The 26,759-nt window shown below is 34.4% G+C and carries 29 protein-coding genes and 1 pseudogene; 7 read left to right on the forward strand and 23 right to left on the reverse strand.

Annotated features, from left to right (window positions below):
• Positions 1 to 16: 16 nt before the first annotated feature.
• The gene (gene rsgA / locus FS802_RS04100; protein WP_141545891.1) at positions 17 to 1,066 is read right to left on the reverse strand and encodes a ribosome small subunit-dependent GTPase A; all 1,050 of its coding nucleotides are present in this window, start codon (positions 1,064 to 1,066) and stop codon (positions 17 to 19) included.
• Positions 1,067 to 1,248: 182 nt separating this feature from the next.
• Positions 1,249 to 1,776: a DinB family protein gene (locus tag FS802_RS04105; RefSeq protein WP_098653764.1), complete on the reverse strand. Its 528-nt coding sequence runs from the start codon at positions 1,774 to 1,776 to the stop codon at positions 1,249 to 1,251.
• A gap of 196 nt (positions 1,777 to 1,972) precedes the next feature.
• Between FS802_RS04105 and FS802_RS04110 the strand changes: the two genes are divergently transcribed.
• Both FS802_RS04110 and FS802_RS04115 read left to right on the forward strand, forming a co-directional pair.
• Positions 1,973 to 2,320 (forward strand): DUF4257 domain-containing protein, encoded by a 348-nt coding sequence (locus FS802_RS04110; protein WP_000426320.1) that lies wholly within the window; start codon positions 1,973 to 1,975, stop codon positions 2,318 to 2,320.
• Between the two features lie 84 nt (positions 2,321 to 2,404).
• Positions 2,405 to 2,629: a hypothetical protein gene (locus FS802_RS04115; RefSeq protein WP_098775992.1), complete on the forward strand. Its 225-nt coding sequence runs from the start codon at positions 2,405 to 2,407 to the stop codon at positions 2,627 to 2,629.
• A gap of 164 nt (positions 2,630 to 2,793) precedes the next feature.
• On the opposite strand, the gene FS802_RS04120 is transcribed toward FS802_RS04115, so the two are convergent.
• The 4 genes and pseudogenes from FS802_RS04120 to FS802_RS04135 all read right to left on the reverse strand — a co-directional run bounded on the left by FS802_RS04120 (position 2,794) and on the right by FS802_RS04135 (position 5,869).
• Positions 2,794 to 3,156: a DUF805 domain-containing protein gene (locus FS802_RS04120; protein WP_001198797.1), complete on the reverse strand. Its 363-nt coding sequence runs from the start codon at positions 3,154 to 3,156 to the stop codon at positions 2,794 to 2,796.
• A 143-nt stretch (positions 3,157 to 3,299) separates the two neighbouring features.
• A pseudogene (locus FS802_RS31825) lies at positions 3,300 to 3,507 on the reverse strand (hypothetical protein).
• Positions 3,508 to 3,555: 48 nt separating this feature from the next.
• Positions 3,556 to 4,731 carry an MFS transporter gene (locus tag FS802_RS04130; RefSeq protein ID WP_098653766.1) on the reverse strand — a complete coding sequence of 392 codons (1,176 nt, stop codon included), beginning with the start codon at positions 4,729 to 4,731 and terminating at the stop codon, positions 3,556 to 3,558.
• Positions 4,732 to 4,933: 202 nt separating this feature from the next.
• Entirely contained in the window at positions 4,934 to 5,869 is a 936-nt protein-coding gene (locus tag FS802_RS04135; RefSeq protein ID WP_098653767.1) for an aldo/keto reductase, read from the reverse strand.
• A gap of 107 nt (positions 5,870 to 5,976) precedes the next feature.
• Between FS802_RS04135 and FS802_RS04140 the strand changes: the two genes are divergently transcribed.
• Positions 5,977 to 6,285, forward strand: coding sequence for an ArsR/SmtB family transcription factor (locus FS802_RS04140; RefSeq protein ID WP_001259914.1), 309 nt, complete (start codon positions 5,977 to 5,979; stop codon positions 6,283 to 6,285).
• 304 nt (positions 6,286 to 6,589) lie between these two features.
• Here FS802_RS04140 and galT read toward each other — a convergent pair whose 3' ends face one another.
• The 4 genes from galT to FS802_RS04160 form a co-directional block, all read right to left on the reverse strand.
• The gene (gene galT, locus FS802_RS04145; protein WP_000640225.1) at positions 6,590 to 8,080 is read right to left on the reverse strand and encodes a UDP-glucose--hexose-1-phosphate uridylyltransferase; all 1,491 of its coding nucleotides are present in this window, start codon (positions 8,078 to 8,080) and stop codon (positions 6,590 to 6,592) included.
• Positions 8,081 to 8,291: 211 nt separating this feature from the next.
• Positions 8,292 to 9,242 (reverse strand): serine protease, encoded by a 951-nt coding sequence (locus tag FS802_RS04150; RefSeq protein ID WP_001089046.1) that lies wholly within the window; start codon positions 9,240 to 9,242, stop codon positions 8,292 to 8,294.
• A 275-nt stretch (positions 9,243 to 9,517) separates the two neighbouring features.
• Positions 9,518 to 9,805, reverse strand: a complete 288-nt coding sequence (locus FS802_RS04155; RefSeq protein WP_000648329.1) for an AbrB/MazE/SpoVT family DNA-binding domain-containing protein — start codon at positions 9,803 to 9,805, stop codon at positions 9,518 to 9,520.
• A 115-nt stretch (positions 9,806 to 9,920) separates the two neighbouring features.
• On the reverse strand, positions 9,921 to 11,801 hold the full coding sequence (locus FS802_RS04160) for an ABC transporter permease (RefSeq protein WP_098653768.1): 1,881 nt from the start codon (positions 11,799 to 11,801) through the stop codon (positions 9,921 to 9,923).
• Positions 11,802 to 12,071: 270 nt separating this feature from the next.
• On the opposite strand from FS802_RS04160, the gene nadE reads away from it, so the two are divergent.
• Complete coding sequence (gene nadE / locus FS802_RS04165) at positions 12,072 to 12,890, forward strand: ammonia-dependent NAD(+) synthetase (RefSeq protein WP_000174887.1); 819 nt, start codon at positions 12,072 to 12,074, stop codon at positions 12,888 to 12,890.
• 45 nt (positions 12,891 to 12,935) lie between these two features.
• On the opposite strand, the gene FS802_RS04170 is transcribed toward nadE, so the two are convergent.
• From FS802_RS04170 to FS802_RS04185, 4 genes are all read right to left on the reverse strand, one after another.
• A complete protein-coding gene (locus FS802_RS04170; RefSeq protein ID WP_000024987.1) occupies positions 12,936 to 13,397 on the reverse strand; it encodes an NUDIX hydrolase in 462 nt (153 codons plus the stop codon).
• Positions 13,398 to 13,427: 30 nt separating this feature from the next.
• Entirely contained in the window at positions 13,428 to 13,625 is a 198-nt protein-coding gene (locus tag FS802_RS04175) for a DUF4083 domain-containing protein (protein WP_002203457.1), read from the reverse strand.
• A gap of 103 nt (positions 13,626 to 13,728) precedes the next feature.
• A complete protein-coding gene (locus tag FS802_RS04180) occupies positions 13,729 to 14,889 on the reverse strand; it encodes a transglutaminase domain-containing protein (protein WP_000520869.1) in 1,161 nt (386 codons plus the stop codon).
• Between the two features lie 145 nt (positions 14,890 to 15,034).
• Positions 15,035 to 15,787, reverse strand: coding sequence for a YwqG family protein (locus FS802_RS04185; RefSeq protein ID WP_098707365.1), 753 nt, complete (start codon positions 15,785 to 15,787; stop codon positions 15,035 to 15,037).
• Positions 15,788 to 16,007: 220 nt separating this feature from the next.
• Between FS802_RS04185 and FS802_RS04190 the strand changes: the two genes are divergently transcribed.
• Both FS802_RS04190 and FS802_RS04195 read left to right on the forward strand, forming a co-directional pair.
• Complete coding sequence (locus FS802_RS04190; protein ID WP_000540425.1) at positions 16,008 to 16,154, forward strand: YjcZ family sporulation protein; 147 nt, start codon at positions 16,008 to 16,010, stop codon at positions 16,152 to 16,154.
• Between the two features lie 87 nt (positions 16,155 to 16,241).
• Positions 16,242 to 17,207 carry a patatin-like phospholipase family protein gene (locus FS802_RS04195; RefSeq protein ID WP_000686805.1) on the forward strand — a complete coding sequence of 322 codons (966 nt, stop codon included), beginning with the start codon at positions 16,242 to 16,244 and terminating at the stop codon, positions 17,205 to 17,207.
• Between the two features lie 111 nt (positions 17,208 to 17,318).
• Here the strand turns inward: FS802_RS04195 and FS802_RS04200 are convergent, their stop codons facing one another.
• Both FS802_RS04200 and FS802_RS04205 read right to left on the reverse strand, forming a co-directional pair.
• Entirely contained in the window at positions 17,319 to 17,486 is a 168-nt protein-coding gene (locus tag FS802_RS04200) for a DUF3933 family protein (protein WP_000816376.1), read from the reverse strand.
• 12 nt (positions 17,487 to 17,498) lie between these two features.
• Positions 17,499 to 18,941, reverse strand: a complete 1,443-nt coding sequence (locus tag FS802_RS04205) for an aminotransferase-like domain-containing protein (protein WP_098653770.1) — start codon at positions 18,939 to 18,941, stop codon at positions 17,499 to 17,501.
• Positions 18,942 to 19,059: 118 nt separating this feature from the next.
• Here FS802_RS04205 and FS802_RS04210 point away from each other — a divergent pair, with 118 nt between their 5' ends.
• A complete protein-coding gene (locus FS802_RS04210; RefSeq protein ID WP_001287293.1) occupies positions 19,060 to 19,674 on the forward strand; it encodes a LysE/ArgO family amino acid transporter in 615 nt (204 codons plus the stop codon).
• Positions 19,675 to 19,727: 53 nt separating this feature from the next.
• On the opposite strand, the gene bcbE is transcribed toward FS802_RS04210, so the two are convergent.
• From bcbE to FS802_RS04245, 7 genes are all read right to left on the reverse strand, one after another.
• Positions 19,728 to 20,957, reverse strand: a complete 1,230-nt coding sequence (gene bcbE, locus FS802_RS04215) for a bacillibactin exporter BcbE (RefSeq protein WP_098653771.1) — start codon at positions 20,955 to 20,957, stop codon at positions 19,728 to 19,730.
• Positions 20,958 to 21,194: 237 nt separating this feature from the next.
• On the reverse strand, positions 21,195 to 21,401 hold the full coding sequence (locus FS802_RS04220; RefSeq protein WP_000113545.1) for an alpha/beta-type small acid-soluble spore protein: 207 nt from the start codon (positions 21,399 to 21,401) through the stop codon (positions 21,195 to 21,197).
• A gap of 126 nt (positions 21,402 to 21,527) precedes the next feature.
• The gene (gene asbF / locus FS802_RS04225) at positions 21,528 to 22,370 is read right to left on the reverse strand and encodes a petrobactin biosynthesis 3-dehydroshikimate dehydratase AsbF (RefSeq protein WP_098707364.1); all 843 of its coding nucleotides are present in this window, start codon (positions 22,368 to 22,370) and stop codon (positions 21,528 to 21,530) included.
• Positions 22,371 to 22,406: 36 nt separating this feature from the next.
• Positions 22,407 to 23,390: a petrobactin biosynthesis protein AsbE gene (gene asbE / locus FS802_RS04230; protein WP_098653773.1), complete on the reverse strand. Its 984-nt coding sequence runs from the start codon at positions 23,388 to 23,390 to the stop codon at positions 22,407 to 22,409.
• 44 nt (positions 23,391 to 23,434) lie between these two features.
• Positions 23,435 to 23,689 (reverse strand): petrobactin biosynthesis protein AsbD, encoded by a 255-nt coding sequence (gene asbD / locus FS802_RS04235; protein WP_001250755.1) that lies wholly within the window; start codon positions 23,687 to 23,689, stop codon positions 23,435 to 23,437.
• Positions 23,686 to 24,924, reverse strand: a complete 1,239-nt coding sequence (gene asbC / locus FS802_RS04240; protein ID WP_098653774.1) for a 3,4-dihydroxybenzoic acid-AMP ligase AsbC — start codon at positions 24,922 to 24,924, stop codon at positions 23,686 to 23,688. Before asbC ends, asbD begins: the two co-directional genes overlap by 4 nt.
• Positions 24,911 to 26,749: an IucA/IucC family protein gene (locus FS802_RS04245; RefSeq protein WP_002203456.1), complete on the reverse strand. Its 1,839-nt coding sequence runs from the start codon at positions 26,747 to 26,749 to the stop codon at positions 24,911 to 24,913. Before FS802_RS04245 ends, asbC begins: the two co-directional genes overlap by 14 nt.
• Between the last annotated feature and the right edge of the window lie 10 nt (positions 26,750 to 26,759).

The raw sequence follows: 26,759 nt of genomic DNA on the forward strand, positions 1-26,759 counted from the left end.
ACCACCCTTTGGCTTTTCATATTTTTTTATGCTGTTTAGAAATCTTTTTCCACTTATCACGCTCTGCTCTCGCAAGAATAGCATCTTGTTTTCTCATAAAATACGCCAGTTCTCTTTGTAATTTTTTATAGCTTTGCAAACGATTTATCGTAATAATTCCGTTATCAATTGCATTATGCACTGCGCACCCTGGCTCATTTTCATGTTTACAATCCCTAAAACGGCACGTTTTTGCTAATTCTTCAATATCAGAAAATGTTGTTTGAATTGCATCGCTTCCTTCCCAAAGCTGCAGCTCCCTCATACCCGGAGTATCAATAACTAAACCACCACTCGGTAATCGGAACAATTCACGATGAGTTGTCGTATGCCTTCCTTTACTATCTTCCTCACGAATATCTCCCGTTTTTGCTACTTCAAGTCCTATGAGTGCATTTAACAAAGTGGATTTTCCAACCCCCGATGACCCGACTAAAGCAATTGTTTTTCCTGAAGAAACAAATTGCTGCAACGATTCAATACCAGTATGCTCTAAACTATCAACGACGAAGATCGGAACACCAATTGCCACAGCTTCCGTTTCAACAATTTTCTGCTCCACGTCTTCACATAAGCTACTCTTTGTTAAAACAATAACAGGCATTGCACCACTTTCATACGCTAATAGTAAATAACGTTCTATTCTTCTTACGTTAAAATCATGGTTAAGTGCATTTACTAAAAATAGATAATCTACATTTGCTGCTATTACTTGTTCTTCCGTTCGATTACCAGCCTCTTGTCTAGAAAAAGAGCTTCTTCTTTGAAAAATACGATGAATAATTGCTTTCTTTTCATTCTCTATTTTCTTTATATACACCCAATCACCAACCGCTGGATAATCTCCCTTCGTTACTGCTTCATGCCGAAACTTTCCAGACAGCTCTGCCATATATTCACCATCATTACAAATAATTCGATATACATGTTTATGCTCAAGTAAAATACGCCCTACTTCAAAGTTCTCTACAGCTTGTTCTTCAAAAAAAGAATCCCAGCCGAATGATTTTAAAATATTTTGATTCAAATTGATATCCTCCCTAGTTTGAGCTAAGCGGAAGGATCGTGCGCTCACTTATACAGTCTCGCCCTTTCCATCCACCTTTGTATTTGGTTTATTATTCATATACGTTATCTTCGCCATAATACATCACTCCGTTCTCATTTTAATTACTCTCATTATATGGAATATTTATTTAAAAAGCTACCTTATTTAACGCAATTTTCAAATATTTTATTTTTCATCATTCTAATTTGTCCACGGTGACTAACCTCATCTTCTAGCACATGAAACCACAGATAGTGCTGGTTATACGCTACACCGTTAGGCCACTTTCTTTCTGACATAAGCCATTCATCATCTTGTTCATTCAAATACTTCAGAGATTCTTCTCGAACACTTTGTAGAAGTTGTACATAATACTGTATTTCATGACCACGGATTGTTCTCCCCGCTTTCCCTAAATACAGTGCGTCTTCCCATATTTCTAATTCTTCTTTTGTAAAGTCGCGCTCTTGAAATGAAATAAGTTGATGGGCTTTTTCTATAGCTGCTATATGCTTTAGTAACGCTCCGATGGAATTCCCTCCACTCGTCATAATGAAATCTAATTGCTCAACAGATAGACCGTTTATTTCCTGTAATGTTACAGCCCTCGTATGCTCCAGCATGCTTACTAATTCCCCTATATTTTTTGTATAACCATCTGCACTTCTTATTCGATAATCTATATTCATATCACTCACCCCTTTCTACATTCATATTAAGGAATAGCCGCTTCATATAATAGACTGAAAGATATCAGGTTTTTCTGTTATAATTAAATTGAATTCATAATAAACCCAAACAAACTTTCTCAATATGCTTCTATGAAATATTAAAAGGAATCAATATAAAAGAATCGAATCTTATTCACTAAAAGGAGTGGATTCGATGGAAATGTATCAATGGCTAACTGCTGTTCTCGTTGGTGGCATTACTGGTTTCGTTTCCCATCTTATCAATAACCAAGGCAAGTTATTGCTTCCACGCCGTTTGAAAACTTTTTTTCACTTTGGGTTTTTGACTGATATTTTCACTGGTAGCTTAGCTGCACTTCTTGGACTCGTTCTATTCGATGTCACCTTAATAAAAGAAATTATAAAAGTATCCATTGTGACTGCTATTTCCGGTCAGACTTTCTTACTGCACCAAGCGCTTGGTGGTGAGCAGGCTAAAAATACACAAATTGGGAAAGCTGATGAGAAGATTCAAGAAATTGACAAATTATTACGACGTTAGTCTATACTTTCTTTAAAAATTATTGCTATAATAAACAATAAATATTTTCTATTGCGTCGTTTGTCAGAAGAAAGGGTGTTTCGTATGACAAAAAAGAAAATAGAAGATTTCTTAACAAACACTGAAAAAGAGGAACTGCTAGATAACTATAAATGTTTACGAGAAGCCCGCACAAAAAGCGAAGCTAATTATTTTGGTGAAGCAGTAGACCATCTATTAAATAAAGCAAAACAACGAATTATTAAAGATGCAGGCATACATGATGAAAATGCAGCAACAGTTCAATCAAAGAGAAAAGCACTGTTTTAGTTACATTAGCTAAAACAGTGCTTTTTATTTAGAGTTTTTTCTTCTTGCCATGCTATATTCTCTCTGCCTTTATTCTTCCCATTTTTACAGTTTCAAAAGTCATATAGGCCTAGAGATCAACTTAATAATATTAGCCCGTGCAAACCATTTTAATAATAGGTTTATTAAATCGCTTCTTTTAAATCTGAATGCGGATTTGGTCCGTATTGATTGTCATTTTCTTCACTTTCAATGATAAAAAATACAAGTAAAACAACGCTACCAAACGGTACAAAATTTAATAGTTGCCACCATCCTGTTTTCCCAATATCATGCAATCGTCGTGCACCAACCGAAAAACTTGGTATAATCATTACTAACATAAATAGCAACGCAATAATAGCAACTAACACCTCTGAAAATGATGATAAAAATAACAATAACCAAAAAATTACGATATTCGATAAACTAAAAGTCCAGTACTCTTTTCGCGTAGCTCTACCACTAAAATTCCCATAATTCTTTAGAGCTTTCAAATACCATTGCATTTAAATCTCTCCCTTTTATCCCCAATAAAATTAAAACATGTAATTATTAACAGATAAGTAGAAATATAACACAGCATTTATGTAAAATCCATATCCTCATCTAAATTATCCTCTATTTAAATAGTTTTTTCTTTCAGCATTTTTCACATTACTTTCACATCTATTTCACAAATATAAGTAGTTCTATATGTTAAACTACATATATCCTTTTCCGAGGAACTATATGCCGATATATAAATCCCTATCTTTGTAGGGATTTTTTATTTTTGAATTCCTCATAACTTTGTTACAATACATTTCTACTACTATTTCTATACTTTTAGTAACCACTGTAATTAATAGCACATTCATGTATTCACACTCTTATTAATTCTGATTTGCAAAATATTTATACAGACTTTATGATGCAATTCCTGTTTCACTATCTTCATTAAGCTTTTCACTTTTTCTAAACAAAAATAAAGCTCCTATATATAGTAACGCAGTAAAACTACCTATAAGTATAAAATTGTGAGATGCTGCAAATAGCAGTCCTGCTATTGCAGCTCCAATCATTTGACCAATATACATAGAAGCATTAGCAAGCGCGGCTCCTGTTCCTCTTGCTACACTAGATATGTTTTGTAAGTGCCTCATCATTAATACAAACAAAATTCCTGTCACAAAAAACAAAACAAAGAACAATAACTCCACCAATACGATGTTCTTTACATGAGGAAGTAATACATATAGCACTGCTGTAAATATAATTCCACCATAGAAAGAAAGGTTATAACCAATTTTATTTACGATTCTAGGGCCAAAAATATTACCAGTTAAATTTCCTAGTCCTAATACGAGCATAGCTGTACCTACTTCATGAACTTGTAAACCAAATTGAATGGAAAGCCATACACCCAAAAATGAAAATGCAGCAAAATTACCAGTTTGAAAAACAAAATATGCAAAATAAGAAATTGAAACCTTTGAATCTGTAAGTAATTGTTTATAGCGCTTTAAGATGTTTGTTTTACTTCCACCTATATGAACCGGTTTTATTTCTGGTAATACTACATAGATAAGAATTACAAGTAGTGTTGATAATATACCAATGACGAAGAATGGTGTTGTATAGTGTATGATTGCCAAATACGATCCAACTGGCAACCCTAAAATTTGAGAGATTGCTAACCCTGCTGTTGCAAATCCAATTGCCTTTACAATTTGCTCCTTCTCTATAAGGAGCGGAATAGATGCCCACACTTGTGGAGATACAAAGGCTGCACTTACACCTGCTAAAAATCTAAATGCTAGCATCCATAGAAAACTCGGTGCCATTCCACATAAAAACGTACTTAACGCAAAAAAACTCATTCCTATTACCATCACTGTTTTTCTGTTTAAGCCATCTGATATAGGACCAGCAATAAGCGCAAATCCAGCGTATCCTAAAGCATATGAACTCACCATCCACCCTGACAGCTCAGTTGAAACATGATACACCTTTTGTAATGTCGGTAATAGTGGTGAAATTAAGAAAGTATCTGTACCTATCATAAACATTATCGTAAAGAATACAGCTAGTACTCTTTTCATTTAAACCTTCTCCTTTTATATAAAGTGAAACTTTAATCAGTGGGGGTTTTGTTCAATCCCCCACTGATTATTAGTTGAACCAATCGGGCTTTTACGGGCAGTTGATCCCCCACCTAACTTCTTTGCTTCCGCTAAATTTTGAGGTGGGGGTCTTACTGCCCGTTAATGCGGGATAAAAAGAGGGAAGTACCCCTCTTCTCAACTAATCTTCTAAAATAGATTTAATTTCTTCCATAACCTTTTCATTCAATGAAACTTCCACCGCTCTTACACTTTCTCTTATTTGCTCCGCTCGTTTCCCACCAGGAATAACAGTATCAATTCCTTTTTTATTTAATAGCCATACTAAAGCTAAATGTGATACTTCAAGATTCATTTCTTTAGCTAAACCTTTTAACTTCTCAACTTTTTTAAAGTTACTCTTATATGTATTTTCTTCAAATAGATTTACACTTTGACGCCAATCGCCTTCGTTCAATTTAAAATCTTCTGTATATTTTCCGCCTAGTATCCCAAAGGCAAGAGGCCCATACGGAATAAATGAAATACCTGATTCTATACAATACGGCAAAAGTTCTTCCCCAGCATTACGATCTAACATATTATATGGTGATTGTACAACATCTATATGTCCGTGCTGATTCGCTTCTTTTAACTGCTCTACATTAACGTTAGATATTCCAATTGAACGAATTTTCCCTTCTTCTTTTAGGCGAGTAAGCTCACCAATTGAATCTATGTAACTTGTTTCTGGATTTGTAAAATGTAAATAATATAAATCAATATAATCAGTTTGTAATCTTCTTAAGCTATTTTCCACAGCATTTCTTAAATAGCTTCTTTCATTATTAATATAAACCTCTCCATTTAATAACGGCTGTATTCCACCTTTTGTAGCAAGTACAACTTCTTGGCGTTTTCCTTTCAATACTTCCCCTACCAATTCCTCTGATCTACCGAATCCGTATGAATCTGCTGTATCAAAAAATGTAATCCCTTGCTGGATAGCTTCTTCTATTAATCGTTTTCCTTCCTCCTCATTCACATCAGCATATAAATTATGTCCCCCTACAGCGTTTGTTCCTAGCCCTAACTTTGAAATATTTAGTCCTGCCTTTTGCAATTTGGTATATTTCATTTTTTCTCCCCCTATATTTCTATTGTTCGATTATATTCGAACAATAGAAATATATCACTTTATATGTTATAGTGCAAACTATATTAACTTATACAAGCAGGTGAAAAATGCGTACTCTCTATCATCCAAATCGAGAAGAAATTCAATTCTCTTCTGTCTTATACGCACTTAGCGATCAAATCCGTTTACAAATTGTAACTATGCTATTAGAGAAAAATGAACAATCTTGCGGTGCGTTAAACATTCCAATTGCGAAATCAACTTTATCTCACCATTTCAAAGTGTTACGTGAATCTGGTGTTATGTATACACGCCTTGAAGGCACACAACGTTTCATTTCAATTCGTGAAGATGACTTACATGCTAGATTCCCCGGTTTATTAGAGGTCGTATTACATGCGACAGAACCATACTAAAAAACATCTCATATTCATATGAGATGTTTTTAATTTTTTCTATTCTTTTAATAAAATGCAACTTTAATCAGAAGGAACTTTGTTCATCACACACTAGAAATATATACGCTTCATTCTTTTTCACTTTATTTTTGTACTGGATCCTTTGGACACTTTAATTATTTGATTACATTTTATACACATCATTAATACAGGGCCGCCTATCTGTTTCAATTCCTGTAGTTGCTTATGCTCACACTCCTCCATATTATTACCTCCCTTATCATATAATTAGGTCATTTTGTAATCACCATCACTACTAAGTTCATTCCTTATTTAACCTCTGAATAAAACGTTTAAATGCCGATATCCCTTCGTCATCTCGCTTAAAAACACCAGCATCTTCAAGCGCCTGTATAAATTTCCGTCCCACTTCTTCTCTTATAATCTCCTGTACATTGTGTTCATGTATCCGATTGTCATATTTGATTTTTAATTGTTCTGCCCATCGTATATGAGGCGTTGGAATATCACTTGGAATGTTAAGTAAGAATTTTTCCACTTCCTGAAGTTCTGTTTTTAAACGCGCCGGAAGTACAGCTAACCCCATTACTTCAATCAGTCCGATATTTTCCTTTTTAATATGTTGTATTTCCGCATGAGGGTGGAAAATACCTAGCGGATGTTCTTCACTTGTACGATTGTTTCGCAAAACAAGGTCCAATTCGTATATACCATTCCGATAGCGGGCAATCGGCGTAATCGTATTATGTGGAACATCATTCGTAAATGCAAATGTATGAACAGAAGGATCACTATATCCCTTCCACCTCTCTAATATGTACTCCCCTGTATTTACTATTTGTTCTATGTCGTTACTTCTTAAGCGAATAACTGACATTGGCCATTTAATAATAGAACATTGCATTTCTGGAAAGTTAGTGAGTTCAAAAATTAAGTCGTTTGATGCATTTGCCATAGCAAATTCATAATTTCCACCTTGATAATGGTCATGTGTTAGAATAGATCCTCCTACAATAGGCAAATCTGCATTAGAACCAAGGAAATAATGCGGGAATTTTTCTACAAATTTTAACAAACGTAAAAATGTTTGACGGTCAATTTTCATATCACGGTGTTCTGAAGACAATACAATACAGTGTTCATTGAAGTATATATACGGAGAATACTGTAGAAACCAGCTTTCATCTGTAAGATTCATACGAATCATACGATGATTCGAGCGTGCTGGATGTCCAATTCTGCCTCTATATCCTTCATTCTCAATACAGAGTAAACATTTTGGATAATTTGTACTTTCCAATACTCTCTCTCTAGCAATTTGTTTCGGGTCTTTTTCCGGTTTTGATAAATTAATCGTTATATCAATGGGTCCATATTCCGTATTTACTTTATAATTTATATTTTTGGCAATTTGCTTCATTTGGATATAGTTGCTGTTTTTACTTAACTCATAGAAGTAATTTGTCGCAGCCTTCGGATTTTGCTCGTATTTTTCATAAAATAGAGAATTGATAACGGACGGTTTGGACATAAATACATCCATAATTGCACTTGCTAAAATCTCCTTCTCGTCCATTACTGCCTCAATGACTTTATGCATACAAGCATATTCAATTAACTCTTCCAATAACTCCGAAATTGCTTTCTTTGCGGGCGCTGACGCTTCCACTACAAAGTCATCTAAACGAAGTAAGGAAAGGATTTGATTCCTTGTATATATTTCATCTTCTTTTTCAATTAATTGAACTTCAATAGCACGATCAATTAACTGCTGGATAGCTTGATATATCATCAGTATATACCTCCTCTAACCTTATAGCGGTTTTCGTTGTTACGATGCAAGTTCTATGTACTTTTTATAATTTTATGAACAGACGTATAGGATAACTACCATTCTAATATACGTTGCATGAAAAAGAATTAAATACTAGATTCTCCTGTATATGCGACAGAACCATACGAAAAAACATCTCATATTCATATGAGATGTTTTTTCGTATTTGCTATTCTTTTAATAAATCTATTAATCCATTCCCTTCAGATGTACGTTCATACCCTAAAGGTACAGTTCTTTTAATAAGTTGTGCATATATTTCTGGCTCTGATAACTTTCTACCATATTCTCTCTCACACTGCTTAATGAGCAATGCCAGCGCTCCAGCAACATGCGGTGTTGCCATAGAAGTACCACTTAATACCGCATATTTTCCTTCGGGATACGTAGATAATATTTCATCACCTGGCGCCACTAAATCAATTTCTTGATTCGAATTACTAAAACATGCGATTTTCCGTTCTAAGTTGACAGCGCCGACTTCAATTACTTCGGAATAAGCACCTGGGAAATCTAGTTCCTCTGTATTATCATTACAATCTCCATTATTCCCAGCAGCACATACGACGAGAACATCTTGTCTTACCGCATTTTGAATTGCTTCATGTAATTCTAGAACGTCTTGCGGGCCACCAAGTGACATTGAAATGACCCTAACTCTTTCTTTATTAGGTCCTCTCCAATTTACAGCATAATGAATCGCCTCAATAATTTGCTCATAACTTCCAGAACCATCTCCCGCTAAAACCTTTAACACTAACATTTTAGCAAGTGGTGCGACTCCTAAAACACCGACACCATTTTCAGTCGCTGCAATTGTCCCCGCTACATGAGTACCGTGTCCGTTATTATCAAGATAAATATTTGGATCCCCTTCGTAATCTTTCGTGAAATTTCTTCCACCGATAATGCGATCCTTTAAATCTATATGATTCACATCACAACCTGTATCTAATACGGCAACAACAATATCTTTTCCTTTCGCACTCTTCTCCCATACTTGTGGAGCATGAATGAGTTGTACACCTGGTGGAATTTCATTTACTTGTTCAACCACCTTATCTACTGTAAAAGGAATCAATTGTATACCTTTTTGTTTATTCGCTGTACTACTATTCATCGTAATCCCTCCTGAAAATATATTATTTTCATTTCAGACCACTTTTGAAAAGGTTTAAATGTAAAATTCGTTTTATTCGTTTCGTTTTCCTTCCTTAAAAATATTTCTCAATATAGCTTACTAATTTTATACTACTCTTTTTATTTATCTCGTAATTTTTATTCACCAAAAATCCAATTGGTACAACCAATAACAAAAATAAAAGGACCAATTTAATGGTCCTTTCATAGTTTTTAAAGAATGATATGAAATTTTAAAAATAAAATAAATTAAGACTAAGCCTCACTCTTATTTAAAAACTTCTCTATTTCTTTTATTAAATGTTTCGCTCCATCTATACTAACAGTAATGTTTCCATTTGCTAATGATATGTTTTGATTTGAAACATCACCTGTTATTTGACAAGCATTGTAAGGTTGATATTTTTGTAAAATGACTTTATCTTCTTCTACGAAAATTTCAAGTGGTGATTTGATTTGTATTCCCAATACATCACGTAATTCTTTAGGAATAACAATTCGTCCTAATTCGTCTACTTTTCGAATAACTCCTGTTGCTTTCATAATACTCCCCCCTTACTTTCTATTATTTTTTCCACCTCGCTCTTTCCATTTTATCACTTTTTGGTAATACTTGTCTCTTTTTAGAAAATTTTGTACTCAAGTTAAAAAAACACATTTAACGAATACGTAATCTCTCTTTCAATTGTTTTAAATAACGAGATCTTATCAGTAAAAAGTAACCAACTTGAATTCCTACGAAAATACTTAATACAATCGCATTTTCTTTAAATAGTGAGTACTCAAACATCTGTCCGAGTGCAGTTAATGCTACTGCCCCATGTAATGTTGCAACGCCTATTGGAACGAAGAATAAAAGTGCCAATCGAATTGTAACTACTTTCGATAACTCTCCACTCGTTAAGCCTACTTTTCGAATCATTTCAAACAAACGAGTATCATCCTCCAAATCAGAAAACAAACGGAAGTAAAGGAAACTTCCTGCACATACGAAAAATACTATACCAATAAAGAAACCTACAAATAGAATTGGTCCTGCGATTTGTAAACTTTGGTTTTGTTCGTACTCTTCTGCACTAAACATTGCATGTTCTTCATAAATCTTCATTTGATGAGTAAGCTCTTTACCAACCTCTATTTCATCTTTCGTTCCTTCTGTTTTGTACACATAATCTTTTTCCTCTTTAAATCCTTCTTGTAATGCATCATATTGATTTTTAGAGATTACATAAACGTTACCTCTTAGTATTTTACTTAATGAAGAAGTATTAACTTTTTTCACTTTTAAAGATTCATTCAAATGTGGTAAAGTAATTTCTTTTCTTTCTTTCATCGGTGGGCCTGGTATATCGACTGATAAAAATAAAGCTTCTTTACTTGCTACAGTTTGAAATGGTTCTCCTGTTAACTTCGCATACTCCTTATAATCTGATTCTTTTATGAAAATAGCACTTCTTAAAGACTGCTCCTCTGACCTTTTCGTTGAAATAGTAGCTTTAGAAGCTGTTATACTATGCTTCTTTAATCCTTCATCAATTATCTTCAAATGCTGTGATTCATTACTATTTCCTTGCTTGGAGTGGTAATGAAACGCAATTGGTCTTTCCATAATTTCTTTCGTCATTGATGCGAAACCAACTAATGTACCTATTGCTGAAAATGCTACAGTTGAAATAATAGTTACAATAAAGAACATTCTGGCGTTGTCTCTCATACGGTAAGCTAAATCTGATAACGTAACAATATTTGTCTGTGTCCAATAGAAACGTTTACTTTTTTTACATAGTCTAATAATAAAGACACTCAACTGCTTGTACAGCAAATACGTACCAATAATGACTACCGTTGTAACAGGAATCATCATGACAAATACCATTGCACCGTGTGACATAAGTGCTCCCGCATATCCCGCACTAAGCAATATGACTGCTAATATAGAAGAAATAATGGAAGCTTTCGGTTCCGGCTTCGCTTCTGCTGATCCTCTAAACAATTTCATAATTTTATTTTTCCGAATCATTCCTGCACTAAACAATGAAATGATCATAAATAATACGAAAAACATAATACTCGTTACAACAATGGCTTTCATTGGTATGTAATAAGCTAAGGAAATATCTAATTTTAATATCATCGGAGCTACAAATATTAACATTCCGGAAAATAGCATTCCTGCAAGTATTCCAAAAATAATTGCCCCTATCCCAATCATAATATTTTCAAAGAAGATAAGACGCTTTAATTGATATTTCGTCATACCTAACATCATTAAAATTCCTAATTCACGCTTTCTCGTTTTTAAAAACATTCCCATCGAATATAAAATAAAGAAAAATGTAAATAAGTAAATAATGGACTGTGCAAAAGACATACTTACGAACACGTATTGCCCCAGTTCTCCAGCACTTAATGCCGGATGAAACGCAAAAAATGAATACACAAAAAAGGCCATAATAGCAAATGCACTACTTAAAAAATATGCTGAGTATGTTCGTCTATTTCGCGTTACATTCCGGTATGCGAGTTCTCTAATATTCATATTACTTCTCCGCCCTTCTACTAACTATGTTTTTATATTAGTAAAATACGGAAATACCTTCCATCGATTCAAATGACAAAAACCTTACATTATTGAAAGGTTTCAAAAAAATTGCTTAAACGAAGCAGTTTCATTATAATGACTACATTCATATTCATACACGCATCCTATTGTATATTCGCTAGTTTTGCGAAATAATAAAGGATAGAAGTATGTACCAATATACATATAAACTTAATTACTGCTTTAATATGAATAGGAGGAAACATAATGACATTACAAGAACAGATTATGAAAGCATTACATGTTCAGCCTGTAATTGATCCGAAAGCAGAAATCCGTAAACGTGTTGATTTCTTAAAAGATTATGTAAAAAAAACAGGTGCGAAAGGATTTGTACTTGGAATTAGTGGCGGACAAGACTCTACATTAGCTGGACGTTTAGCTCAGCTTGCAGTGGAGGAAATTCGTAATGAAGGTGGTAGCGCAACGTTTATCGCCGTGCGCCTTCCTTATAAAGTGCAAAAAGACGAAGATGATGCGCAATTAGCATTACAATTTATTCAAGCTGATCAATCTATTGCATTTGATATCGCTTCAACAGTTGATGCTTTCTCAAATCAATACGAAAACTTATTAGGTGAATCATTAACAGATTTCAATAAAGGTAACGTGAAAGCACGCATCCGTATGGTTACGCAGTACGCAATCGGTGGTCAACAAGGGCTACTTGTAATTGGAACTGATCACGCGGCAGAAGCTGTTACAGGATTCTTTACAAAATTCGGAGATGGTGGTGCAGACCTATTACCATTAACGGGATTAACGAAACGCCAAGGACGCGCTCTATTACAAGAATTAGGTGCAGACGAGCGACTTTACTTAAAAATGCCAACAGCTGATTTATTAGATGAAAAACCAGGTCAAGCTGATGAAACAGAGTTAGGTATTACGTATGATCAACTAGATGATTATTTAGAAGGTAAAGCAGTTCCAACTGACGTTGCAGAAAAAATTGAAAAACGTTACACAGTGAGCGAACATAAAAGACAAGTTCCAGCATCAATGTTTGATGATTGGTGGAAATAAATAAAACATAAAAAAGAAGCTAATCTCATTAGCTTCTTTTTTATGTTAACGATACACCCCTACTCTTTTCTCTAGTAAGTCCTGTAAACAATCCTCATGTTGTTGATTAAACAATGGTGGCATTTTGTTTAGCGGGAAAAACTTCAATTCCAACGTTTCATCACCGTCTACTTTTTGCTCTCCACCGGCAATTGAGCATGAAAAGAATATTAAAATTGACTGAGCTCTATCACCATTTGGATATGTTTGAAAATATTTTGTATACACCCCGAGAAGCTCATTTATTTCTACATCATAACCTGTTTCTTCTTTTATTTCTCGAATCGCGGTTTCTGCGGCAGATTCTCCGATTTCCATTGCACCGCCAGGAAATCCCCAAGCATTAAAATCACCTCTTTTTTGCAGTAATACTTCGCCAGATTCATTTAACACACAACCACCCGCAAAGTTTATGAGAACACAGTCGTGCCCTACTTTTTCACGTAATTCTTTTATATAATTAGCCATCCTCTTCCCCTTTTCATACATCTTCTATCACTATTTCTTATCTTTTTCAAGCAATTCAATCATTCGATCTAGCTTCTTATTCATATTAATTACATGTTGTTTTTTTGCAGCGCTGTTTTGCAATAATCTTCTAAGGAACAAAGTAAATGATAGGAAAAACAAAACGATAAGTCCGATTACTAAACAAGTATATATCAATGTAAAAATATTACTTTCGAACAAATTCATTCCAATCCCACATCCTTCCTTTTTATATTTTATCACACAATTCTGTTTTTTAAAGTGATACATAATAAAAAGAGCACCTTTTACAGATGCTCTTCTTCATTAATTAATACGTAAATGTAATTGTCGCTAATGAATAATCTGCCATCGCACTATATGGTGCTACTTCATAAGATACACGTTTTGCACCTTTTGGCCAATTTATTTCATTTAACACTTTCTTTATATCTTGCATTGTTCCATCCATAGATTGCTTATATCGTACTTCTACCTTTTCTGGCTTAGAAGCGAATTGTTGCTGTAATTTTTTCTTAAATTCACTATAATTATCTGCCCCGTATTGTGCAGACAAATATTTTAAATTTGTTTCTTTTAACATTTGTTCATACGCAGCAGTCTTTGAACTACCCGTTTTTATTTTGTTTGTTAATTCATTAAAGTAACTTGCAGTTGCCGCCGGATATTTACTACGATCCCATTCATGATCTTTACTTAATTGCTCGTCAGACATATTAAAATATGAATATGTTACACGCCCAGCTTTATCTGGTACTGGATCATCGAATGTCGTATCAATGTGGTACCATTTATTTTCAATGTTTACTAAATTCCATGCATGAGCTTGTCCATTCCCAGTGCCTGTTACAATATGATTTTGAATACCTGCTTCTTTTAACAACTCATACGTTAATAACGTATAGCCTTGGCAAACGGCAGAACGATTCGCTAATGCTTCATATGCTGTATACGCTTTATAAGACGTATCATAAGATACATGTTTCACAACATAATCATGAATCGCTTTTACTTTCTCATGCTCATCCATTCCAGGTTTTACAATTGAACCGATAATTGCTTTTGCCTGAGATTTCACATATTGTGTTTGCTCTTTTGATTCACGGTACTTAACTTGCAGTGTAAACGTATAGTTTCCTGGTAACCCTTTAATAGAATATTTAGTAGACGCTACATTATATTTTACATACTCATCTGCATCTACAATTTTATTAAACTCGCCATACAATTGGTCCATAACATTTCTAGCATTTCTATCTTTTGATTTATATGTGATTGTAATATTTTCTTCTCGATTATCAACCTGTTTTTTTAATTCTTTTCTAAAATCATTTAACAACTTTGCATCTGATTGTGATGTCGCTACAGTTGAATTCGTAGCTGCATAAGATACAGATGACGCCTGTAAGCCTCCCATTACTATAGTTGAACAAAGTGCGGCAGCTGTCACATACTTACTTGTCTTTCCCATCATGTCACTCCTTATATTCTATAACTATACGAAAAAGTATCGTATAGTTTCAGAGTATACAATACTTTTTCGTATAGGTCATATGAGATTATGCATATTTAACATTGTAAAAAGGTTGTTCTTTTTACAAGAACAACCTTTTTCATTAACAAGTTTGTAATACACAACATGTATTTTCAAAACGTCGATTTTTCAAGTCTTCATTTCCAATACAGAAATAAAGCATTCCTAAATCTCCCCACATCATATTACAATTTTTAGTATCTGAATCGATTTGGAATAAAAGCGTCATTTGCTGCGGGTCTATCCCCATATATTCTCCTGTCTCATATAATACTTCCTCTTGTACAGAAAATGGCTCACCAAACATTTGATGGTTATCATAGTTGTCTGGGATTAGTTCTTCAAGCAATTGTAAGAAACGATCTGAATCAGCCTCATCTTCAATGAAAAGCTCTGGCAATTTATATGTCAGTTCAAAAGTAGTTACACACTGGTTATAATTTGTTTGCAATTCATCGGCCCTTTGTAATTGCTCTACAGTAACATCATAATAAAGTACACGCCCCGCTTCAGTTGGATTCACATCTTCTTCAAAGTAATTTTCAATGCTAAAGAAATATAACATCCCTGTCTTAGGAAGATTGTGCTCCATACCAACATTTTGTAAATCATTTAAATTAAATTGAGCGATAAACTGTAACGGGTTTCCTTTGTACATTGGGTATTCAAATGCAGATGGTAAATCAGGAACTCCTCCCATTTTCGAACTACCTACCGCAACTGTTTCCTCCTGCTTTGGCACAACTTTCACACTAGGAAATACAGTATTAATAAGTTCTTCTTTTAAATGTGTCAGCCCATATTTATCAATTAATACTTCAATTTGTTTATTCATAAATTCTCCTTACATTTACATATTTATATCATCGCACAAAAATTATACTCCATTCTTTGTAAAAACAACAAGCCTCCAAAAAAACGGGCTCTTCCTTCATACGCGAACAAGTTAAAAAAAGCATAGTATACATTGTTCCTACAAACACGATAGTTCATTATTTCTTCCAGTACATTTTCCCCTCGTTCATTTTTATTTTTAATTTAAGGAGGAATTCCACATGGGTTACGGATATAGTTGCGGCGGTTACGGTTACGGCGGTAGTTGTGGTGGATGTGGTTATGGAGGTTTCGCTTTATTAATCGTTTTATTTATCCTTCTAATCATCATCGGAGCTAGCTGTTGGGGCGGCTTTGTAGGCTGCTAGTAAATTTAAAAACTATTGTAAAAAAGCACGTACAATACGTGCTTTTTTTCCATTTTCAAATCTTTTATTCGAAAGGAAGTATGATTGATGAAGATTGATGGTGTTTTTGAAGGAGGCGGTGTACGCGGGATTGCACATGTAGGGGCAATTTGCGCGTTAGCTGAAAAAGGCTATGAATGGGAGCGTGTAGCTGGAACATCAGCTGGTTCCATTATCGCTGCGCTCCTAGCAGCAGGATATTCTTGTTCAGAGTTAAAAACGATTATAACTGATATCGATTATAATAAATTTACGAAGAGAACCTTTATTGACAGAATCCCCTTTATCGGAAAAGGATTAAGTGCATGGACTACTCTTGGTATTTACTCCAATATATTTATAGAAGAATGGATTGAAGAATTACTTCGCAAAAAAGGAGTTCACTTATTTACAGATTTACCTGATTTAAATAAGCTTAAAATTATCGCTTCTGATATAAGTAATGGTAAAATGGTTATCTTTCCTGATGACTTACCAAACTACGGATTTTTAAATTATCGCTTCTCTATTGCTAAAGCTGTAAGAATGAGTAGTACAATCCCCTTCTTCTTTGAACCGGTAAAATGGAGAACCCCTAAATGGAAGCAACCTTGTTATATGGTTGATGGAGGGATTTTAAGCAATTACCCAATTTGGATTTTCGACTCACCTTCCTCTCCTCGCTGGCCAACATTTGGATTTCATTTCGTAAAAGATGAGATTCAAGCTGATCCTGCCCACTACAATGAGCCTATTTCCATGTTCAAAGGACTTTTTAAAACAATGATGCAAGCCCATGATTTACGTCATTTAGATAAGGAATCAAAAGCAAGAACGATTACAATTCCAACAGGATCCATTACAAGTACAAACTTTGAGTTAACAAAGGAAGAAAAAGAGTGGCTTTACAATTCTGGTTATAACGCCGCAAATAAGTTTTTACAATCTTGGAACTTCAGACAATATATCGATGACTATAGAAACGGAAATCAGGACCGAAAAACAAATCGGTATTTCCGTCAACTTGACTCATAATACTATTATTTTTCATACGAGAACACGTAACGCTTTCAAAAAAAATAAGCCTAGTAATATCATAGATTACGAGGCTTATTTACTTCCTGCTGCATCATTATTATTCGTTGCTTAAGGATACGTTAACCCTTCAGCTTCTTCCGCAGTAATAACTGTGTATCGATTTCCCGTTCGTAATCCTAACAATTCTGCTTTTTCAATTGCATCCTGCTTCGACTCCGCATAAGCAGCTAAATATTTTTCTCCATTGATAATTTGGCAAATTACGTATTGTTTCATTATTTTCTCCTCTTACTTTTTCATTAGTTGTGCAAGTTTTTTGATACCTATTTCAATTTCTTCTAACGTTGCGTATGAATAGGATAGACGCAAAAATTGGTTTGCACTTCTATCATACAAAGTACCTGGATTTAATAAAATCTTTTCTTTCAAAGCTTTGTCGAATAAGCTACGGTTCGAAACGGGTACATTCATATGTAACCAAATATAAAAACCACCTGTCGGTTCATACCATGTTGCTATATCACGACAATATTTCTCTAACATTTGCAACATAAAATCTCTACGTTTTTTCAACTTAGTTCTTACAAACTGTAAATGTTCATCATACAATCCATCTGCAAACCATTCCGCTGCAATTTGCTGGGATATAGAACTTGAACCATAATCTGTTTGCATTTTTATGTCTGCCAATCTTTGAATGACTGGCTCAGATCCAACAATCCATCCAATTCTTAACCCTGGACTAATAACTTTAGACATACTCCCAATATGTAGTACAATTCCGTTTTTATCATATGCTTTTAAAGGCTTTGAAACAGGCTCATCAAACCATAAGTCTTGGTACACCGCGTCTTCTATAATAGGCAAACCAATTTCGTTACATATTTCCATCACTTCTATTCGTTTCTTCGCATTCATACTAAAGTTCGTCGGATTATGAAAAGACGGGATTGTATATAAAATAGATGCATTAAATTGCTTCTTATATTTCGTAATATATGATGCATGTAAACCGTTCTCATCCATTGGTATACCAATTAAACGCATTCCTGCTGATTGAAAAACATTAAGAGAATATAAATAAGATGGTTTTTCTAATAAGATGGATGCCCCTTTTTGAAGAAGCCCCATAGAAATAAGTTGCAACGCTTGAATCGCTCCTGAAACAATTAATATAGAATCAGGAGTTACATCTATACCATGTCCTTTTAAATAGTCCGCAATTTTCTTCCTTAAATAGAAATTCCCTTTCGGTTCTTCATACCCAAGTATCATACTCGACTTTAAAATCTTATTCATAATATCTTTCATCTTTTTTTCAGGTAAAAGACTTGGCGCGAGCTCACCTGTTCCTAAACGAATTACATGCGGATAAAATTCAGCTTGATTAATCTCTTGAATAGCAGGCAGATTCGGATAATGAAGTCCTGTTTCTACATAAGACTGCCAATTAGGCGGGGGCGCGTACGTTGAAGCATTCTCATTATTATTTACAACAATTGTTCCTTTCCTGCCATTCCCTTCAATGTATCCCTTTGCCACTAGTTCATCGAAAGCCATTACAATTGTACTCCGGTTCACACCGAATATATGTGCCAAATCTCTTTGTGAAGGCAATTTCGTTCCAACAGTCCATTCTCCATTAACGATTCTTTCTTTTATATACGTTTCTATTTGTTTATACAGAGGAGTCGCTAGAGACATATTCGGTTTCCAAACAAAGCTTTCCATCATATCACCTTATATTCTTTTTGGTTGGTAACCTCTCCAACCATATGGATGGATACAAATTTTCATTTCTTCTATACAATATACACTATCATACTGAATTAAAATAGGAGGTAATATGATGAGTGAAGCAATTATTCATGGTATCATTCTTGCATTTGGTCTTATCATTCCATTAGGTGTCCAAAATGTTTTCGTCTTTAACCAAGGTGCGAGCCAACCAAACATTTGGAGGGCAGCCCCTGTAGTATTAACTGCCTCTATATGTGATACGTTACTCATATTGATTGCAGTGCAGGGTGTCTCCCTTATACTCCTTACTTTTTCTTGGCTAACTAACACGTTATATATAATTGGATTTTTCTTTCTCCTATATATGGGCTTTGTTATTTGGAGAAGTAACCCTTCCAACGATATAAAAAAAGAAAACAGTATGCCATTAAAAAAGCAAATCCTTTTCGCTGCATCGGTTTCGTTATTAAATCCACATGCAATTTTAGATACAATCGGTGTAATCGGAACAAATTCTATTCAATACATAGGAAGTGAAAAATGGGCTTTCACACTTGCAACTATTATCGTTTCTTGGATTTGGTTTATAAGCTTAGCCTTAGCGGGGAAATTTCTAAAAAGAATAGACTCAACTGGAAAGACAATCGTATTATTAAATAAGTTTTCGGGTCTCATCATTTGGGGCGTCGCGCTTTATATGTTAAAACAAGTTATGTATTCTTAATGAACGAAAGAGAATTGCATGTTATCTAAAGCATCATGCAATTCTCTTTCAAATTATGAAGTAGGTTCCGATTTCTGTTTTACGTTCTTTGCATCTTTTGCTGGTTTAATCCAAATCATTGCTATAACAGCACCAATACCAGCGAAAATACTTGTTACATAAAACACTTCATGGTCAGCACCTTTCATGAAAAAAGAATATAGAGGCGGGCCAGCTGCTACACCGATAAATCGCATTGAACTATAAAAAGATGTAACCGTTCCCCTTTGCTCCTTTTCAATTCCTTGTGTAATTAGGGAGTCTAAACATGGGAGTGCCATACCAATTCCTATCCCCATGATAATGAGACAAAGAAGTAGTAAATAAATCCCTTTTATAAATAAAGGAATGATGACTGATGCAGCTGCCATTAAAAAACCAATATAAATACACTTCTTCATAACATTTTGATTATCTCCAATTTTTTTACCGGCCATATATGAACTAAGTGACAGTACAAGTAGCGGGATAGCAAGTACACACCCTTTCCATATACCATGTATGTCATACTTTGATTCCAGTATCGTCGACAAATAAAAGAGAATTCCGAATAAAATAAGCATAATAATTGCACCTAATACAAAAATGGCAATTAACCATCTTCCCTTTTCTCGAAACGTAGAGATAATAGATTTTATAAACTCTTTAAGTGGTGGCACTTCTCCTTCTTGTTTCTTTGCCTTTACTAGAACAAGTAATAAAACAATTGATACTATGCATAAAACTGGAATTGCCCAAAATGGTAAGAACCATACAATGGCAGCAAGAGCAGATCCTAAAATAGGGCTCAGCACTTTTCCAAATGTATTGGATGTTTCAATGATTCCTAAACCTGTACTAACTTGTTTTTCATCTTTGTATAAATCACCAACACACGGTATAACAACTGGCATTGCACCAGCAGCACCAATACCTTGAATCGCTCTACCGATCAATATCCAAGTGTAGGGATTATCAACTTTCCATGATACCCAACCAGTTATCGCTCCTCCTATAGCCGCAATCAGCAAACTCGGAACCATTATCATTTTTCGTCCCCATCTATCTGATAAATAACCAGCAATCGGTATAAGTAAAATGGCTACAATAGAGTAAATTGTAATAATCATGGATACTTGAAACGATGAAATATGTAATTTCTTTTCGATAGTCGGTAGGATTGGAATGAGCATTGAATTCCCTAATGTCATAACAAGTGGAACTGATGCAAGCGCAATTAAACAACAGTTTTCTTTTTTTAACATGTTGGCTTCGGAACCCTTTCATCGTATATTTCTGACCATATAATAGCCCTGCTGGAACTTAATTTTTCATTCCACCAGGGCTATTACATCTTTACTACTTCCCATTTACAACAAAAGAAATTGGGGAAAATATAGTATTATTCCTATTCTTTGAATCCAGTTCGCAATATATTCATACCAATTAATTGAAAAAAAAAGAAAGGAAGAATCCTTCCTTTCTCCTATAACCTTTTACAATTAGCGAGTATATCCGCCACCAAGTTGTTGTTCTGCCATCGCTACTAGACGTTTTGTAATTTCACCGCCTACAGAACCGTTTGCACGTGAAGAAGTGTCAGCTCCAAGTTGTACACCAAATTCTTGTGCAATTTCATATTTCATTTGATCTAAAGCTGCTTGTGCTCCATGTGATGCTAATTGATTAGAATTACGATTTCTAGCCATTACCAATCACCTCCTTATTTATATATAAATTGTGTTAAATTTTAATTTAAATACATGGTAATTTTTGGTTATTTATATTTTTTTAAAAAGAGTCTCTACAATGAGAGACTCTTACATCATTTTATATTAAGAAGTTACTACTTCTAAATTTCTATTTGTTAATACTTTCATTTCTTCTTTTAATATATCTTTCGCATGATGTCCAAACCATTCGAGTGAAGCAAAATGGTCAGTATCTCTCACTTCCTGAATAATCTCATCATAATTTACCACACCTTCAAATAATGGAACCATACCAATTCGACTTCCCGCTGCTGCATATACATTATTTGGTTCAAACACATGCAAATAATCTGCTGACGATATATTCTTAAAATGGTAATGTTGTATCCACGGCTTTAGTCGATGGAAGCTGTCTATTGGATCTGCACCAGACTCCCATATATGAAGAAAATCAAGGTTTATTTTCAAATTCGGATGATCTACTTCTCCTAATAATTCCAAAGTAGAAGGCAGCATATCCGTTAACGTATTTGGATGTGTTTCTAAAAGTACATACATATTATGCTGAGCAAATACTTCACAAATCATGCGAATACGATTCACATACTCTTTTCTCTCTTGTCCCGAGAAATCTTCGCTACCTTTTTGTCCAGCAAACGTACGAATTTTGTTTGTTTTAAACCAATTAGCTAATATTGCAAGTTGTTCACATTTCTCTATCGTTTTTTCAAAATCTGCTGATAATGATATGTCTAAGTAATCACTTATCATCGTAATTTCCAAGTTTTTATCCTTTAAACAATTCAATTCTCGTTCTGTCGTTTCATACTCTTGCATATACAAATTTTGTGCATGAGTCCCCCACAATTCAATTCCTTCAAAACCGTTTTCATATGCAAATTGAACAATATCAGTAAATGAAATTAATTGATGACGAAAGGAAATAGTACATAATGAATATTTCATAGGTTTGAACTCCCTTATCTTAAATTCAGTTAGCTTTTATAATACTAAGACAGACTCGTTTGTTTTCATTTCTTTCCATAATAAAAACTGTCTCTCTAATTCAGCCTTAATTTGCAGTTCAATTGCATTCATTTCATCCAACTTTTCAACAATTGATAATAACATGCCTGTATTATTCGTCATTGCCATTTTAATTGCTCGATACTGTACATTTGTAAATCCTTGTACAATATCCTCTACTCGATCACACCAATAATCAAACTCTTGCTCCGAATATTGCAACGTTTCACGGAAGTATGCAAAGGCATGTTCATAACTATATTTACGAATCGCAAGTACTGGTATTTGTTTGACTGCCGGTACAAGACCAGAAAGCGAATACCCATCTTCTTCATTTGCCATTTTTATAATTAAATTTTTCAGCTCCATAGTCAGTTCATTGTCAGTTCTTTTGAAAGTTTCTATGAAATAACTTGCTACCATTTCTTCTGTTGGCTCCTGAATTTCTTCTATATCAATGAAATACCCTCCACCAAATGGGTTATCTTGAACAGAGTGGAGCACTTTTTCTCTTTCCATATTCCCTTCCCAGCGAAAATCAGGATCTAGCATGAACCATTCTTCTTCTTTCTCCGTCTTTGATATCATCAAATAATGCGGAAACGGTTTTTGATGGAATTTATTTTCCCTCTCTGGTAATAGAGACATATCTACCATTACAATGACATAGCGATTCTCTGGCTTGTTTTCTACTAATTGTAAAAACGTTTCTACATTGCTATCCTTATCTTTTGCATGATCATACCATTCGTTCACTTTCATGCCATACAATTTTTCATACCATAATAAATAATTATCGTGGTTAATATTTTCGGAGTGATACGATATAATTCCGCCTTCTGTTATATCAAAATCGCCGTCCCATAGTCCAAAATAAAAGGGACGAAAATCTATATCGCTACGCCTTTTTATAATTTCGCAAAAACAACTCACTAAACAGTGAACTTTAATTGAAGTCATATTCTCATCCACTTTCCTAAAAGTTAATTATTCACATTTACTTCTTATACCGGCTGTAGCTCCTCCATAAAATCAAGTAAAGATCCTACAGTAAGAAATGCTTTTGGATCTACCTCATCCTCTGGAACGCATAGCTTTACATCCATTTCTATGTAAACTATGAGTTGTAACATCATTACCGAATCTATATATAAATCTTGGTTTAAACGCATCGTTTCTTCTAAATGCGTTACATTTTTTAGTTCCATTTTTTCTTTCATAATTTTCAATACTTCATTTTTTAATGTTTCACGTCTCATGTTGTAACCTCTCCCATCTCTAGTAACTTTCTACTTACTTTTCCAGTTTTATTTTTCGGAATTTCAGTTACACTTTCAATCTCATGTGGAACTTTATAAGCTGGTAAATGCTGTATACACCATTCTCTTATTCGAACCGGCTCAATATGAGAGATTACTTTCGCTTTAACTATTTCGCCCATCACAGGATGTTTCCCTCGATATACAATTGCCTCTTGAACACCTTCTAGTCGAAGCATCGTTTCTTCTACCTCTATAGGAAAGACTTTTAATCCTGAAACGTTAATCACATCATCCATGCGCCCCATAAAATGAAGGCCGCGCTCAGATTTATACCCCAAATCTTTCGTAAAAATTTCCTTATCGTTCATTTTCACTACGATTTCTTCAGGCATATTTTCATCTGAACCTATGCTTATACTCGCATGAGGTAGTGGATTTCCTAAATCTAAATGGCTTTTCATATCATGACATATACTAATACAACCTGCTTCAGAACAACCGTATTGCTGCATCATATATGTTGTCGTTTCTTTTAGTTTATAAAACAATGCTTCTGGCAAAGGCGCTCCGGATGTCATAATTTTATGAAACTGAAATGTTCCTTGCGGGAAACTCCCCATAATATGTAACATAAGTGGTACTGCATATATGATATGTTTTTCTGTATTGCGAACTATATTTAAGGCGAATTTAGGATTTTTATTCGTAATGATGATAGGTTTGCTTCCCCGCGTAATTGCAGATAACGTACCACATATTAGTCCGTATGAATGTGAAACAGGAGCCATAACAATCGGCACTTCATCTACTTCACAGTTTAAAGCTTCATTATAAGCCGTAATTTCTGTATCCACTTCCGCCCATGCTCTACGAATCAGTTTTGGTTCTCCTGTTGTTCCAGAACTATATTGCAATAAAGAAGGCTCTTCTAGTAAAGCGTTCACTACTTCTAATTTCGTAAAATCGCTATATTCTCCATATAATATCCCGATACAATTTGCACGCTTTGCCATTTCAATAGCCGTTTCTTTTGGCGTATCTTCATGTATAAGCAATACTGATAATTTCTTTTCTTTTAAGAAAAACACAAGCGTAATAATATCGAATGGATCTTTCAGACAAAGCGCAAATCTATTTCCTGCTGCTTTTTGAAATTGTTCCATTTCCTCATAAACTTGTAATCTCAAATCAAAATCACTTTTGCTATACTCTTGTTTATTAACGATTAGCATAATTTCCCCCTGTAACAACTGATTTTTGTTTCATAAGTTGGCTTGCTCTATACAATGGATTTGGAACTTCATGAACAAGCGATTCCACATCCATATATAATCGTCGCTTCGTTAATTGCTCAGCATAGAATGTAGGAGTGTATAGCTGAATACTTTCAAATCTATCTTTCAAGTATGGATATTTTCTAAAATGATTTTCAATTTCTTCGACAACTATCATCCAAAAAATTTCTTCTTTCCAATCATATTCGTCTGCAAGTACGAAAGCTAATTCTCCTACATTAAATAAGAACAGTGCATCTAATACCATCTCTTGTAAACATTCAATACGATTCATTTCAAAGAAATCATTCATTTTTCCATTCACATACGTTTTATGCATTTTAGTAAAGTCTGGACATTTATTCATTTCTTTTAAGAATGGACGATAAAACTCAAGTCCTTCATGGAAATCCTTTAATGCAATACGGACAGGTAGCCCTTCTTTATGAACTAAAATCATATTTTGTCCGTGTGATTCTAATGCGATTCCATGCTCTACAACAAGATGTATAACTGGTATGATCGCTTTTTGAATCAGTAATCGTAGCCAATTTTCTATCCCATATTTGTTTAACCATGCATCAATAACTGGTGTCCCGTCTTTCTCTTTTGCATATAAGCCGTTAAAGGGAACCGCATCCTCTTTCTCATTTAAATATTTATGAACGCTTTCACGCCAAATGCATCCTAATGAACCATATGTGGCTTTCTTATTCGTATCATACGTTACACTCGAAAATTCCTTTAGCAAAATAATGCGCGATTCATCCCTTAAATAAGAATCCTGACTTACGACATCGCTTAACCAATTCGATATAGCTGGTGCACTCACAACTGAATATGGTTTCAGCGTACGGAGTGTTGAAGTGTTAAGTATGTTCAGCGATAACTTTACATATGGTCTCTTTGGATTCGTAACATTTCTTAACGTCCTCATCGATTGTTGCGCGCAATAATCATCCGCCGATTGTCCTAAATAAATTATATTTTTATCCTGTATATGGTCAGCGTAATTTGGAATGATGAAATTCTCCCACTGCCAAGGATGAACAGGTATAAACACGTACTGCTTTGGATCGCATCCCGCAATGTGAATTCGTTCCATATATGCTTCTAATTTATGCTCGCCTATCTCACCTTTTAAAATATTGTCATAGATTACTTCATTTTCATAACCTACAGCCGCATATTTCTTATGCGCTGCAATCCATACAATTTTTATTGGTCTCATAAATTCATATCCATATTGAAAATTGTCACGATATTGAAACCCAATTCGTGCTTTATAGCTAGGATGATATGGGTGACCGTCTATTAAATGGCACTCAAAGTCATCGTACGATTTTTGAGTATATTTCACCTTATTATGTCTTTCATATTGTGCAATCGTGTCTTTAAATATCGTTTGTTCTAATTCATGAATAAAAGAATCTAATTTCGTTTGTTCTACGTTAACAATCCGAAAAACTTCTTCCAAAAATTGAGAGACTGAGTGTATTTCTTGTTTTCCCTCTTGAACTCTTATTACTAATGAATCTATAGAGATACGTCCAAATGTCATTCGTTCTCTTCCGTAACATTCGTACGTGACACTTTTGTTGTCCTCATCAAGTCCTTGTATAAGAAAAAGAATTTGTTCTTCATTTTCTATGCGAATTGGCGTAATAATCCCCTCATAAATTAACGACTCTACTAATTGACGTAACACTCTTCTTCGTACTGAAATGTAATCTTCTGATTCAAGCGCTTTCAATATTCTCGTATGATACATGTCCACTCTCATAACTCCCTCC

The sequence above is a fragment of the Bacillus sp. DE0042 genome (genome assembly GCF_007680225.1).
Classification (GTDB): Bacteria; Bacillota; Bacilli; order Bacillales; family Bacillaceae_G; genus Bacillus_A; species Bacillus_A wiedmannii.

Coding starts and splice junctions, on each gene's coding strand:
- asbE (WP_098653773.1), bottom strand. CDS start 23,390: ATGACTTCAATTAAAGTTCACTGTTTAGTGAGTTGTTTTTGCGAAATT.
- bcbE (WP_098653771.1), bottom strand. CDS start 20,957: ATGTTAAAAAAAGAAAACTGTTGTTTAATTGCGCTTGCATCAGTTCCA.
- galT (WP_000640225.1), bottom strand. CDS start 8,080: ATGATATATCAAGCTATCCAGCAGTTAATTGATCGTGCTATTGAAGTT.
- FS802_RS04245 (WP_002203456.1), bottom strand. CDS start 26,749: ATGAGAGTGGACATGTATCATACGAGAATATTGAAAGCGCTTGAATCA.
- asbD (WP_001250755.1), bottom strand. CDS start 23,689: ATGAGACGTGAAACATTAAAAAATGAAGTATTGAAAATTATGAAAGAA.
- FS802_RS04210 (WP_001287293.1), top strand. CDS start 19,060: ATGAGTGAAGCAATTATTCATGGTATCATTCTTGCATTTGGTCTTATC.
- asbC (WP_098653774.1), bottom strand. CDS start 24,924: ATGCTAATCGTTAATAAACAAGAGTATAGCAAAAGTGATTTTGATTTG.
- FS802_RS04105 (WP_098653764.1), bottom strand. CDS start 1,776: ATGAATATAGATTATCGAATAAGAAGTGCAGATGGTTATACAAAAAAT.
- FS802_RS04220 (WP_000113545.1), bottom strand. CDS start 21,401: ATGGCTAGAAATCGTAATTCTAATCAATTAGCATCACATGGAGCACAA.
- nadE (WP_000174887.1), top strand. CDS start 12,072: ATGACATTACAAGAACAGATTATGAAAGCATTACATGTTCAGCCTGTA.
- FS802_RS04110 (WP_000426320.1), top strand. CDS start 1,973: ATGGAAATGTATCAATGGCTAACTGCTGTTCTCGTTGGTGGCATTACT.
- FS802_RS04170 (WP_000024987.1), bottom strand. CDS start 13,397: ATGGCTAATTATATAAAAGAATTACGTGAAAAAGTAGGGCACGACTGT.
- FS802_RS04120 (WP_001198797.1), bottom strand. CDS start 3,156: ATGCAATGGTATTTGAAAGCTCTAAAGAATTATGGGAATTTTAGTGGT.
- FS802_RS04155 (WP_000648329.1), bottom strand. CDS start 9,805: ATGAAAGCAACAGGAGTTATTCGAAAAGTAGACGAATTAGGACGAATT.
- FS802_RS04135 (WP_098653767.1), bottom strand. CDS start 5,869: ATGAAATATACCAAATTGCAAAAGGCAGGACTAAATATTTCAAAGTTA.
- FS802_RS04205 (WP_098653770.1), bottom strand. CDS start 18,941: ATGGAAAGCTTTGTTTGGAAACCGAATATGTCTCTAGCGACTCCTCTG.
- FS802_RS04195 (WP_000686805.1), top strand. CDS start 16,242: ATGAAGATTGATGGTGTTTTTGAAGGAGGCGGTGTACGCGGGATTGCA.
- FS802_RS04175 (WP_002203457.1), bottom strand. CDS start 13,625: ATGAATTTGTTCGAAAGTAATATTTTTACATTGATATATACTTGTTTA.
- FS802_RS04150 (WP_001089046.1), bottom strand. CDS start 9,242: ATGAATAGTAGTACAGCGAATAAACAAAAAGGTATACAATTGATTCCT.
- FS802_RS04200 (WP_000816376.1), bottom strand. CDS start 17,486: ATGAAACAATACGTAATTTGCCAAATTATCAATGGAGAAAAATATTTA.
- FS802_RS04160 (WP_098653768.1), bottom strand. CDS start 11,801: ATGAATATTAGAGAACTCGCATACCGGAATGTAACGCGAAATAGACGA.
- FS802_RS04140 (WP_001259914.1), top strand. CDS start 5,977: ATGCGTACTCTCTATCATCCAAATCGAGAAGAAATTCAATTCTCTTCT.
- FS802_RS04180 (WP_000520869.1), bottom strand. CDS start 14,889: ATGGGAAAGACAAGTAAGTATGTGACAGCTGCCGCACTTTGTTCAACT.
- FS802_RS04115 (WP_098775992.1), top strand. CDS start 2,405: ATGACAAAAAAGAAAATAGAAGATTTCTTAACAAACACTGAAAAAGAG.
- asbF (WP_098707364.1), bottom strand. CDS start 22,370: ATGAAATATTCATTATGTACTATTTCCTTTCGTCATCAATTAATTTCA.
- FS802_RS04185 (WP_098707365.1), bottom strand. CDS start 15,787: ATGAATAAACAAATTGAAGTATTAATTGATAAATATGGGCTGACACAT.
- FS802_RS04130 (WP_098653766.1), bottom strand. CDS start 4,731: ATGAAAAGAGTACTAGCTGTATTCTTTACGATAATGTTTATGATAGGT.
- FS802_RS04190 (WP_000540425.1), top strand. CDS start 16,008: ATGGGTTACGGATATAGTTGCGGCGGTTACGGTTACGGCGGTAGTTGT.